The sequence below is a fragment of the Pseudoalteromonas sp. ESRF-bin5 genome (assembly GCF_002632075.1).
Classification (GTDB): Bacteria; Pseudomonadota; Gammaproteobacteria; order Enterobacterales; family Alteromonadaceae; genus Pseudoalteromonas; species Pseudoalteromonas marina.
In genome coordinates this window covers 1-13056 of sequence record NZ_NTLW01000198.1, presented here as the reverse complement: position 1 = coordinate 13056, position 13056 = coordinate 1, and the positions used below count along the sequence as shown (strand labels likewise).

The following is a 13056-nucleotide window of genomic DNA, read 5'->3' as shown; positions in this document are numbered from 1 at the left end:
ACAATACAGAGAAGGTTAACGATAATAATAAATTGCGGAGAGCACATGGCTAGTTCAGCACCAACAACGACACACACACAATCGCAAAACACAGGCGATAATAATTATGGATTTGCACTTACATCGTTAACAACGCTATTTTTTATGTGGGGTTTTATTACCTGCCTAAATGATATTCTAATCCCGCATTTAAAAGCGGTATTCGATTTAACATACGTGCAGGCTATGCTTGTGCAGTTTTGTTTTTTTGGTGCTTACTTTTTAATGTCTATACCCAGCGGGCTTATTGTGAAAAAGCTGGGTTATAAAAACGGCATTGTTGTCGGGTTACTAATTGCTGCAGTTGGCTGTGTATTATTCTATCCAGCGGCACAAATGCATAACTATCCTGTATTTTTGTTTGCGTTGTTTGTTTTAGCAAGCGGAATTACTTTATTACAGGTATCTGCAAACCCATACGTAAGCTTATTAGGTCCTGCAAAAACAGCGTCTTCTCGTTTGACATTAACACAGGCATTTAATGCACTTGGTACCACGGTTGCTCCGTCTTTTGGTGCATTATTAATACTAGGCTCAGCGTCGGATGCTTTTTTAACACCGGCGCAAAATGCCGAATCAGTTCAACTTCCTTACTTGCTACTTGCTGCAATGCTAATTGTATTAGCCGGTGTGTTTGCATGGCTTAAGCTTCCTGACATTATGAGCGAGCAAAAAGAAGCAGCCGAGAAATCAGACACCATTGAAGGGAGTGCATGGCAGTATCGCCACCTTGTTTTGGGTGCAGTAGGCATATTTATGTATGTGGGCGCGGAAGTTGCGATTGGTAGTTTTTTAGTTAGCTTTTTAGCGCAAGAAAATATTGCTGGATTAAAAGAACATGTCGCGGCTCATTACATTACATATTATTTTGGCGGTGCAATGGTTGGGCGTTTTATTGGCGCGGCGGTAATGCAAAAACTTCCTGCCGGTAAAGTGCTTGGTTTTAATGCAACCATGGCTATTGTTCTAGTTGTTATTGCCATGAGCACATCTGGTCAGTTAGCGATGTGGTCAATATTATTAGTTGGATTATTTAATTCTATTATGTTTCCTACTATTTTTAGCCTTGCACTAAATGGCTTAGGCAAGCACACAGCGCAGGGTTCGGGCATTTTATGTTTAGCAATTGTAGGCGGTGCAATTGTGCCGCTTTTACAAGGTGCACTTGCTGATAGTGTTGGGGTTCAACTTTCGTATGTTTTACCAATTTTATGTTATCTATTCATCGTATTTTACGGCTTAAGTGGCAGCAAACCTGTTCAAGCTAAGGAGACTTTATAATGAACACACGTTTTACGCTCAATAAAATTGCATTAGCAACATTGGTTGCCTCAGTGACAACATTAACAGCTTGCTCAAACGACAATACTAATCAAGCTGATACTACAAAAGCGCATGCTAGTGCTGAACAAATATGGCCCAAGCTCAACATTGCGGTTAAAAAAGATGCAGAAATAGAAGCGCAAATAGCGAGTTATTTAAACTCAATGACACTTGAGCAAAAAGTAGCGCAAATGATTCAGCCTGAAATACGCGATATTACCGTTGAAGATATGCGTAAATACGGTTTTGGTTCTTACTTAAACGGGGGTGGGGCGTTTCCTAATGGGGATAAACATGCCACACCACAAGATTGGGTTGCCCTTGCTGAAAAAATGTATCAAGCGTCTGTTGATGATTCAATAGACGGTAGCAAAATCCCTACTATGTGGGGAACAGATGCAGTGCATGGTCATAATAATGTGATTGGTGCTACGTTATTTCCACATAATATTGGTTTAGGTGCGGCTAATAATCCTGAACTAATTGAACAAATTGCAGCTGTTACCGCGGTAGAGGTTATGGCTACAGGTATTGATTGGGTGTTTGCGCCAACCGTTGCAGTTGTACGTGACGATCGCTGGGGTAGAACCTATGAGGGATATTCTGAAGACCCTGCAATAGTGCGAGAGTATTCAGCAGCTATTGTAAATGGCTTACAAGGTAAGGCCGATGAAGACTTTTTAAGTGATAAACGAGTAATTAGTACTGTTAAGCACTTTTTAGGTGATGGCGGCACTGTTGATGGTGACGATCAAGGTAACAATATCGACAGTGAGCAATCGTTATTTGATATTCATGCACAAGGTTATGTGGGTGGATTATCGGCGGGTAGTCAGTCTGTAATGGCGTCGTTTAACAGTTGGAACGGTGTTAAAAATCATGGTAATAAATATTTACTGACCGATGTATTAAAAACACGCATGGGTTTTGACGGGTTTGTTGTTGGTGACTGGAATGGACATGGACAAATAAAGGGCTGTACTAACGATAGCTGCCCACAAGCTATTAATGCAGGGCTAGATATATTTATGGTGCCAACGGGCGCTTGGAAACCACTGTATGAAAATACCATAGCGCAAGTTAAATCTGGCGAAATTAGCATGGCGCGTATTGACGATGCTGTTGCACGTGTATTGCGTGTAAAACTACGCGCGGGTTTATTCGATAAGCCAAGTCCAGCAAACCGTTTATATTCAGGTAAAACAGAATTAATTGGCGCACAAGATCACCGTGAAGTAGCACGACAAGCAGTACGTGAGTCACTCGTACTTCTTAAAAATAAAAATGACTTATTGCCGCTTTCGCCAAATCAACATGTACTTATTACCGGTGACGGTGCCGATAATATCGGTAAACAGTCTGGTGGGTGGAGTATTACTTGGCAGGGCACTAACAATAAAAATGCTGACTTCCCAGGAGCCACGTCAATTTATAAAGGCTTAGAAGAGCAAGTTACTGCCGCAGGCGGTAAAGTTACACTCAGTGATGATGGCTCTTTTGATCAAAGACCCGATGTAGCCGTTGTTGTATTTGGTGAAGAACCTTACGCGGAAGGTCATGGTGACAGAGATAATCTTGAATTTGAGCGCGGCAATAAAAAATCGTTAGCGCTGTTAAAGTCATTAAAAGCGCAAGGAATAAACGTTGTTTCTGTATTTATTTCTGGTCGTCCAATGTGGGTAAACAGTGAACTTAATGCGTCTGATGCATTTGTAGCAGCATGGTTACCTGGTACTGAAGGCGGTGGTGTTGCCGATGTGCTACTAAAAGCAGCCGACGGAAGTGTTAACCATGATTTTAAAGGCAAACTTTCTTTTTCATGGCCTAAAACGGCAGTTCAAACAACGGTTAATAAGGGAGATAAAGATTACTCGCCGTTATTACCGTATGGCTTTGGTTTAACCTATGGCGATAAAAATATACTTGCGGATAATTTAGATGAAAATTCGCAATTAGATAATTCATCACTAACCAGTATGGATATTTTAGTGGGCGCACCGGTTGCGCCATGGCGCTTATTGCTCAAATCGGGTGATGAATTGTTAGATGTGTCGAGCAGTACCCATGAGTTTGGCGCTATAAAATACCGAACTGAAGATAAGGTTGTACAAGAAGATGCTCGTCAGTTTAATTTTGACGGGAGTGAAAAAGCGAGCGCAGAAATAGTAACGAGCTTTGCTGAAGATACTATTACTTATGTTGAAGCAAATGGCGTAATTAGTTTTGACATAAAGCTTAATCAAGCGCTTGGTAATGAGCTTTCACTTGCAATGTGCTCGGGTGAATGTGGTGAAAGTATTAACCTAGCTAACGTTGTAGATAGTCGTTTACTTAGTAAGTGGCAGTCAGTTTCGATTGACCTTAAATGCTTTGCTGATAAAGGCGTAAATTTTGCGAGTTTAACAAGCCCATTTAGTTTGCACAGCTCAAGTAAAGCCTCTGTGTCGGTATCAGATATCAAATTTGTACCAAACAAAGCAGATGAAGCAACGTTTAAGTGCAAGTAAGGGTACGCTAAATTAAATAGATAGATTGTTGTGTGTAGTAAAGCCCTTCATTTGAAGGGCTTTTTTTATGAATCAAAATACACAGATAGTTTTATTTAGTAATTAAGTGTAGTAGCTCATATCTGATCTGACAGTATAAGCAAATAGGTTTAGACTTGATCTGAAAGGCAGCTATGAGCGAAAAGCGGGCTTTCAGGTCATATCTACCAAAAATCAGCAGTACTCTGAAAGCAGACGTTAATAATTACTTTCTTATATTATTCATAAAAGCGGGGCGTAAAACGCTAATCATCGTCACACAATTGCATTGATGTAACACACTTATAATTTTAGCTCTTCAAGTCTGCATGGCTTTCCAAAAAGGTATCCCTGATAAGTATTGCAGCCCATTCTATGTAACAATGCTCGCTGATCCTCTGTCTCGACGCCCTCAGCGATGACTTGCAGACCCATGGAGCTAGCTAATGTTATAACAGCCTGAGCAATCGCCTTGTCATTACTACTGTTAATGATGTCCCGAACAAAACTCTGATCTATTTTTAACTGGTTTATAGGCAACTGTTTCAAATATGATAAAGATGAATAACCAGTACCAAAATCATCAATAGAAAACGTAACACCGCATTGCTGCAATTCTCGCATCTTAGCTTTTACATCTGGAATATTATTAGCCAAGAGTGATTCTGTTATTTCTAACTTTAGCAGTTGAGGATTAGCGCCTGAATTTTTCAATGAGTTGATTGCTTTCTGAACAAAATCATCTTTGCTAAATTGAACCACGGTAATATTAACCGCAACGCTCAGATTTTTCGTAACAGGTTGTTTAGCCCAATTGGCTAAAGTCTCACACGCCTGTTGTAAAATCCAATCCCCAATAGGCACAATAAGGCCTGTTTCTTCTGTTAGAGGGATAAATTGTGCCGGTGAAATCATCCCTTTTTCTGGATGAAACCAGCGTAACAGCGCTTCGACACCAACAACCCGCCCATGCTGGTCAATCTGCTTTTGATAGAAAAGAGTAAATTGTCTTTGCTGTATTGCGTTATACAAGTCGTGGATCAAGGTCGCTTTTGAGCTAACTGCAACCTGCATCTTGGGATCAAAAAATTGCACGGCATTGCGACCAGCCTCTTTAGCCTTATACATTGCCATGTCGGCTTGTTTTAATAGGTCCTCTGTTGGGACGCTTGTGCTATTAAACAGTGTTACCCCGATGCTTGCGGAGCTATTGTAGGTTAAACCCTCTAAGTCATATTCCTGCGCTAAGTGAGCCATGATTTTTTGCGCAAGTGATTCAGCCTGATTAGCAGCCGTTTCTTTATCATTACTTAAGTCTGATACTACGACAACAAACTCGTCACCCCCTAACCGTGACACCGTATCACCCTGCCTAACTGAACTAACCAATCGTTCAGCGACTCGGCATAACAATAAATCGCCTTTATTGTGACCAGCACTGTCGTTAAGATTTTTGAAGTTATCTAAATCAAGAAACATTAAAGCCGCAAAATTGTTGGCGCGTGAACAATGTGTCATTGCCCCCTGTAATCGGTCTAATAACAACCGTCGATTTGGTAGTAATGTGAGTGGGTCATAAAATGCTAACTGATGTATTTCTTGCTCACGCTTTTTACGCTGAGTGATGTCCCGCACGATTCCAATGAAATTAGTTTCACCAGCCATTTTTACTTCAACAACACCCAGCTCAATAGGAAATGTTGTACCATTTTTGTGCAATGCATCAAGTTCACGAATACGACCGGTAATGTCGCTGATACCACGGTTAATATAATTTGATAAGTAGATATCGTGATGTTCACGATGCGGTGAGCCCATAAGCATACTGATATTTCTGCCTATAATTTCTTCATCAGAATAACCAAAAATTTCATTTGCAGCTTGATTAAATGTAAGTACCTTACCCTTGCTATCAATGGTAATAATGCCATCAAGTAAGCTCTCGACAACAGCTTCCATCTGTTTTGATTTTTCGTTGAGTGAGCTTTCGGCCTGTATTTGGTCATTAATATCGAAGTGCGTACCCAGCATCCACTCAGCGTTACCATCATTTGTTCTTGTGGACACTCGCCCCCTGGTGTTTATCCAAATCCATTCGCCGTTTTTATGTTTCATTCGAATATTGGCTTCGTATATCGGAATAAGACCGGCTGCATGTTTTTCGATTTGTTCAGCACAATAGGCTAAATCATCAGGATGGGTCAGTCGTTCCCAGGTTTCTCTGGTAGTTGGCAGTAGTTCAGAAAATTCGTAGCCCAACAATGACGCCCATTTATCATTAATTACTAACTCGCCATTTTGTAAATTAAGACGCCATGTGCCAATAGTATTGGCATCAATCACCGCCTTAAGTAAGTTCTCACTATTGCGAATGAGTTCTTCATCCCGCTTCTCTTTCGTGATATCGGTCTGGATTGCAATAAAGCCACTAAGCTCGCCTTCTTCATTGAGCAGCGGATTACAAGCTATTCTCGCCCAATATGGTTTCTGCTCTTTTGAGTAATTGAGTACGTCAACATTGAAACTCTGCTGTAAAGACAGGGCCTCTCTCATTTCGTCAACAATTTCGGGGTCAGTGTCGGCTCCCTGCAATAGTTCACTTGGCTTTTTACCCAGCATATCTTCGATGCTATAACCAGTGATGCTAGTAAACGCCTCATTTATCCACACAACAAAACCACGTATATCGGTTATCATTACGCCATTCGTTGTTTGCCTGGCAACTTCCGAAAGACGTCTGATGGCAGAGTGTGCAGCGGTTTGCTCAGTAGTATTGCGAATAATAATCAGAACTTCATTTTCATCAATTTTCTTGTATCGCGCTTCAAAGGATTTATTCAATTTTTTAAAGGTGTAGTTGTGATGAATGACATTGCCGTTCTCAAAAGCCTGTTTAACATTATCCATCAGTTGATGACCTAACTCATTAGGCAATACATCAAGGATTTTCTGCCCTAAAATTTCATGTTGAGGCTTAAGCAAATCAGGATGGTCGTTACACACTGAAAAACGAAAGTTTCGGTCAATGACAAAAACCATATCTGGCAACGTTGCCATTATTGATGCCGTTCTTGTCATGTCAGCTGACAGTTTTTGTTGGAGCGTTTCCTGATCTAGTCTGGCAATCTCATGCTCAACCATGTCAGCTAACTCACGTAATACTCGTTTTTCGCTTATCGTCAAGTCACGAGGCTGTGGATCTATAAGGCATAATGTGCCAATAGGTTGCCCACCTGGCTCGCAAACCGGCGCTCCTGCATAAAAACGTATACGCGGCTCCTCGGTCACAAGCGGGTTAGCAGAGAAGCGGTCATCCTTTGTTGCGTCAGTAACGATAAAAATATCCGGGTGCAATATTGCATGCCCGCAAAAAGAAATATCACGGTCAGTCTGAAAAGCATCAAGCCCTACCTTAGATTTAAACCACTGCCTGTCAGCATCGACTAGCGAAATTAAGCACGTTTGGACATTAAAAATTAAAGCCGCCAGTCGAGTGATACGATCAAAGCGCTCTTCAGCAGGCGAGTCCAGTAATGCTGTGCGTTTTAACGCGAGTAAACGAACGGCTTCATCAGCAGGATAATCAGGTGCACTCAAAAGTCTCTCCAGTAGTGTTTTACTCAGTCGTAAATTACCAATAGTGCTTTAGAAAGATATTCTTAAACATTATGACCGTATTTATGAATTTATCGTTTAAACCGAACAACCAGCTCATGTAGTTCATCAGCTATTTTATTAAGATAAATAATGGTTTCTGATAATTTCATCGAGCTTTCAGAGCTCATATCGGCAAGCGTTGAAATGTTCACTATCTGCCGGTTTATATCCTCAGCAACATGAGCTTGCTCTTCAACTGCGGCAGCCATTTGAATAGACATATATGCAATTTGACCAACAGACTCGCAAATGCCACTTAACATTTTACCACTCTCAATGACATGAGAAAGACCATCTTCTGCATCAGTCGCGCCAGCATCAGCGACGTTCACAGCATCACCTGCACGTTGCGTTAATTCGGTGACGATACCATAGATTTCTTTAGTGGATTCTTGAGTTCGCAGGGCAAGATTTCTTACCTCATCTGCAACCACTGCAAAGCCTCGCCCTTGCTCACCTGCACGAGCAGCCTCAATAGCAGCATTTAAGGCAAGTAAGTTAGTTTGATCTGCAATCTGTTCAATTATTTGCGCGGCACTGGCGATATGTGAAGTTTGTTCTGACACACCGCGCACAGAACTACCAATCTGCTCTACTGTGTGTTTTAGCTTTTGAATAGAGTCGCGGGTAATATTCGCCACCTTAGTGCCTTTTACTGCAAGGTTGTTAGCAGTGTCTGCCTGCGTAGCGGTATCACTGACATGCTTAGATACTTCGGCAATAGTAGTCGACATTTCATTCATAGCAGTAGCCACCTGAATGGTTTCTGCTTGCTGACTTTCAATGTCTTTTCTGGTTTTATCTGTTAATTCTGCGCCTTTCTCCGATTCCTTGGCAACAACAAGAGCTGCACTTTCGATGCGGGTAATCACTGTTCCTAAATGCGCTAGCTGACTTAAAATAGCAACTTTAAGCTTGCCTAAATCATCAGTTTCATCGGTATAACTTTTTACCGCCAGTTCATCTGAAAATGCATGGTTGAGCATGTCGTTCAGTGCATTGAGGGTTTTCTTTCTGCTTAATGATACCCAAATAGCAAAAATGATCACTGAGGCTAGTAGTACATCCTCAGAAAGTTCTTTGAAACCAAAACCCAATAACCCAACACATAGAGTTATCGATAATACTAAGAAGGCATTTTCAAGCGATACGGGTAAAGAAAACCGACTACTTTTTCCTGCATTGATATCACTATAAAGTTTAGTCGCCCGCTCCACGTCCTGACTTGAGGGGCAGGAGCGAACTGATTCATAGCCTATTATTTTGCCGTTCTGTGTTACAGGCGTCACATACGCATCCACCCAATAATAGTCGCCATTTTTACAGCGGTTTTTCACAAGACCCATCCAAGGCTTACCGGATTTCAAATAGTGCCACATCTTTTTAAATGCCTCTGGTGGCATGTCCGGATGCCTAACCATATTATGAGGCTGGCCAATCAACTCGTGCTTTTCAAAGCCACTGACTTCAACAAAAGCATCATTACATTCAAGAATAGTTCCTTTAGTATCAGTCACTGAAATGAGTTTAGTTGTACTTCCGAAAGTTTTCTCTCGATCAGTAACTGGCAGGTTTTTACGCATAAGTGTTTCTTATTTGTACAGAACATTATAATTTAATAGCTTAGTATGCATTATAGTGTAGTATTTTAACTATAAAAGTGAAACTCAAATATCAAGATTTTCAGCAAACTCAAGCGCATCCTGCACATCAATACCCAGATAGCGAACCGCACTTTCAATTTTCTTATGACCGAGTAACAGCTGAATGGCGCGTAAGTTTTTGTCTCGCTTGTACAGAATAGAAACCTTAGTTCTGCGCATGGTGTGAGTGCCATACAAACCGCTTTCTAAACCGATGGATGACACCCATTTATGGACTATGCGATCATAAGCGCGGGTGCCAAGATGAGGCACAGCGTGTTTTCGTGAAGGAAATAAATAATCATCATATTTTAAATTTGCGAGAGTAATCCATTCGAGCAATGACTGGCGGGTGTGAGCGATGATTTCAAACATTACTGGGGTGCCAGTTTTCTGCTGAACAATACTGGCTCTCGTTAAAATTTCACCAGCTCGCATGACATCTAACACTTTTAAAGCGACTAAATCACAATCTCGAAGCTTTGAGTCAATGGCCAGATTGAACAATGCCAGCTCTTTAGTGTTATTGGCAATTTCAAGTCTGGCACGTATAGACCACACTTCTTGCTGACGAAGTGGTGCTTTTTGGCCGATGATTTTTCCTTTATTCCAAGGTATGCGACGAGCCATGATTTTTATCTCAAAAAGATTGGGCTTATGAGGTTATCGACCCGCTTGTATGAAATTTGACCGCAATTATTAAAGATAATTTACTGAAACGAAGATGAGCATGACGGCTATCCCTTGAAAGCCGTCATTAATGTTTGTTGAGAGGAGTGTCTGCAATTGGCACAAATCGGCTATTCACTGTCAGATTTAATTCAACTCTACAAATTGAATCTGGCAGATCAAGTTAAGACTATTTCAAATTAAGCTTGCAAAAGTAAGCTTTTTTCATCGTAGGTTACCACTTTGTCACGGCCAGTTTCTTTAGCAAGGTAGAGTCGTTTATCGGCGTTCGCTAGTAACTCTTTTATAGTCTGCTCGCCGTTTATTGTGCTACTGACGCCTGCACTCACCGATAAATTTATATCGTGCCCCTCGTAATAAAATGGATAACTGCTTATGCTTTCGCGTAGTTCTTCGGCATTATTTCTGGCATCACTTAATGAGCAGTTGGGCAACAAAATGGCAAATTCTTCGCCGCCGATCCTGGCTGATATCTCTTCATTTAAAAATTGTGATTTTACATGCTGAGCGATCCACTTTATGGCTTGATCGCCGGCCTCGTGGCCATAGGTATCGTTAACCCGTTTGAAAAAATCAATATCGAGCAAAATAAGTGAAATATTTTTGTTTTGGTAAAGAGGTAAACTTAACGCGTTTTTTCCTTTTATAAAAAAACCACGGCGGTTAAGTAGTTGACTTAAAACGTCGGTATTAGCAATGCTGGCAAGCGTATGTTCTGTATTAGATGCTAATAAGTAAGGGAGTAATAATGCACTGCAAGTGGCTAAAATTAAATGACTACTTAAAATGAGCTCTAATGGTTCTAAATAGGTTGTCTCGCTTAAGCTTAAAATAGGTAAAGCAAGCAGCACTGTTTGAACAAACATAAGCAAACTATGGATTAAAAAGCAGGTAATTAATGCCTTTTTTTGTAAGGTTGCAACAAAGCTCATAGTGCTAATGATGTAAGCAGAAAATAAGTATAACCCTGCAATAATAAAGCTCGTTACCATTTGTGCCGCGGAGTAAGGATACACAGATAATAAAATTACAGCGGTAAAAAGTAGCAAATAGTAAATAGGGCGTAAGTTTAAAGGTTTGCTGTATTTGTATTTATGTAGTCCCAGAATAATTAAAAATGGGCTGAGTATTATAAAAATATTCGCTAAATAACTCGTAATAAAAGGAAAATTAAGTATTAGTTTTAAACATGCGAGTAGTTCAGCAAATGAAAATGCAATGCACGCTAAACCAAAAATTAAAAAAGCAGATTGTTTTTTGTAATTATGAACAGATAAAAAAAACAACCCTATTAGTAGGTTAAGTATAAAAGAGAGACCAATCACAGTAGGCAGGTGCAGCATTCATTTTCGCTTTTATTAGGTAATTGTGTCTGACTAACTTAAGTATTATGTATTAATCATTAAAGGTCAATATGGGTAAATAGTAGTAGTTACCCATATCGTAACTGAATAGAGTATACACAGAAGATAATTAACGCCAGCTAAACCAAGCTGTCCAAGGCCGATTTAAGGTTCTCGTAATGAAAACGATAGTTATGCTTTTGTGCTTTGGTTGGCACTACAAATTGCCCGGTAGTAAGTAAGTCAGACATTTCACCCATTAATACTTTCAGCACAAATGCAGGCATGGGCATAAAAGCAGGACGCGATAATGCATTACCCAAGCGTTTACTAAACTCTGAGTTACTAACTGGGTTTGGTGCTACGGCGTTAATTGGCCCCGAAATTTCAGGGTGTTTCATAATATATAAAATAAGCTGTGTCATATCGTCTATATGTATCCACGACATACCTTGCTCGCCGTCACCAATTGGCCCGCCTAAACACAATTTAAATGCGGGAAGCATCTTGCTTAATGCACCACCTTTTTTAGCTAATACAATACCGGTTCGTAATAGGCAGACTCGTGTTTTTTCAGACTCTGCTTTTAATGCTGCGTCTTCCCAGTCTTTACACAGCTGATGACTAAACTCATTGTGGGGATCTGTAAAGTTTTCATCTATGCGCTTGTTGCTTTGGCGTCCATAGTAGCCAATAGCACTGCCTGATATAAATGTGTGTGGAGGGTTAGTACTTGCTGCAATAGCGTGGCTAATTTGCTGCGTTATATTAATGCGGCTGTCACGTATAATTTGCTTCTGTTTATCGCTCCAACGTTTATTAACGATTGGCTCACCGGCTAAATTAATAACAACGTCAACGGTATTAAAATCAACAGCGCTTATGTCAGTGACTGCTTTAATTTTATGACCCAATAATACATTTGCTTTTGTGGCATTACGGCTAAGCACGGTAACCGTGTTATGGTGCTCTAAAAAAGGACATAAATGTTGGCCAATTAGCCCAGTAGCACCTGTAACAAATATATGCATATTGAATCCTCAAAATATAATTGTAGCAAGTGTTTTTAATTTATACTCACTAGCATGTAGTTTCTATCCTTAATACGAAGTAACAAGGGTTATGATCACTTTGTAATTATTTCATTTCATTAGGTTTTGCCTTACACTGTGGCCTTATTACAAATAAAAGGATAAATAAAGTGGCAGGTTTAACGGGTGTAAATAAAAGCTTAATTGTTTTTGCTGCTTTAGTAGTGGTATTGGCAGGGATCAAATCAGCAAGTGTCATTGTTATTCCTTTCATATTAGCGGCATTTATTGCCATTATTTGTAATCCACTAATTAAATTTTTTGCACGTTATAAAATTCCTAAAGGCATTGCAGTGATGCTTGTGGTGCTAATTATTGTTGGGCTTGGAGTCAGCTTAGGTGGCTTAGTTGGCCAGTCCATTAATGATTTTTCACAGCAGCTTCCTGAATATAAAGCCCAACTCAAAGAAGAGTTTATTTGGCTTGTAGACCTCGCCTCCCAGTACAATATTTTAATTAATAAAGAACAACTTATTTCGATGTTTGACCCAGGCAAAATGGTTGATGTAGCAACTAACATGCTGACAGGGCTTGGTGGCGTAATGGCAAACATGTTTTTAATAATCTTAACGGTTATTTTTATGCTGTTTGAAGGCCCATTGCTAAGCAATAAAATACATATGGCTCTTGAAGATCCTGATAGTAAAATGAAGCAAATTGACCGATTTTTAGAATCAATTAATTCTTACTTGGCTATAAAAACACTCGTTAGTTTAGCTACCGGTATTATTGTGTCTGTTTACTT

General features: G+C 40.1%; 8 protein-coding genes. 3 read left to right on the top strand and 5 right to left on the bottom strand.

Annotated elements, in window-relative coordinates; translation table 11 throughout:
- The first annotated feature begins 45 nt into the window (after positions 1-45).
- Both BCG07_RS12010 and BCG07_RS12005 read left to right on the top strand, forming a co-directional pair.
- The gene (locus BCG07_RS12010; protein ID WP_286890308.1) at positions 46-1320 is read left to right on the top strand and encodes a sugar MFS transporter; all 1275 of its coding nucleotides are present in this window, start codon (positions 46-48) and stop codon (positions 1318-1320) included.
- Positions 1320-3869, top strand: a complete 2550-nt coding sequence (locus tag BCG07_RS12005; protein ID WP_286890306.1) for a glycoside hydrolase family 3 protein — start codon at positions 1320-1322, stop codon at positions 3867-3869. Before BCG07_RS12010 ends, BCG07_RS12005 begins: the two co-directional genes overlap by 1 nt.
- Positions 3870-4190: 321 nt before the next feature.
- On the opposite strand, the gene BCG07_RS12000 is transcribed toward BCG07_RS12005, so the two are convergent.
- The 5 genes from BCG07_RS12000 to BCG07_RS11980 all read right to left on the bottom strand — a co-directional run bounded on the left by BCG07_RS12000 (position 4191) and on the right by BCG07_RS11980 (position 12251).
- Positions 4191-7484, bottom strand: coding sequence for an EAL domain-containing protein (locus tag BCG07_RS12000; RefSeq protein WP_286890304.1), 3294 nt, complete (start codon positions 7482-7484; stop codon positions 4191-4193).
- An 89-nt stretch (positions 7485-7573) separates the two neighbouring features.
- Positions 7574-9127 carry a methyl-accepting chemotaxis protein gene (locus BCG07_RS11995; RefSeq protein ID WP_286890302.1) on the bottom strand — a complete coding sequence of 518 codons (1554 nt, stop codon included), beginning with the start codon at positions 9125-9127 and terminating at the stop codon, positions 7574-7576.
- A gap of 84 nt (positions 9128-9211) precedes the next feature.
- Positions 9212-9817 (bottom strand): tyrosine-type recombinase/integrase, encoded by a 606-nt coding sequence (locus BCG07_RS11990; RefSeq protein ID WP_286890300.1) that lies wholly within the window; start codon positions 9815-9817, stop codon positions 9212-9214.
- A gap of 239 nt (positions 9818-10056) precedes the next feature.
- Positions 10057-11220 carry a GGDEF domain-containing protein gene (locus BCG07_RS11985; RefSeq protein ID WP_286890299.1) on the bottom strand — a complete coding sequence of 388 codons (1164 nt, stop codon included), beginning with the start codon at positions 11218-11220 and terminating at the stop codon, positions 10057-10059.
- A gap of 140 nt (positions 11221-11360) precedes the next feature.
- Positions 11361-12251 (bottom strand): TIGR01777 family oxidoreductase, encoded by an 891-nt coding sequence (locus BCG07_RS11980; RefSeq protein WP_008127716.1) that lies wholly within the window; start codon positions 12249-12251, stop codon positions 11361-11363.
- 170 nt (positions 12252-12421) lie between these two features.
- Here BCG07_RS11980 and BCG07_RS11975 point away from each other — a divergent pair.
- On the top strand, positions 12422-13056 hold a 635-nt coding region (locus BCG07_RS11975; RefSeq protein ID WP_286890296.1), incomplete at its 3' end, for an AI-2E family transporter.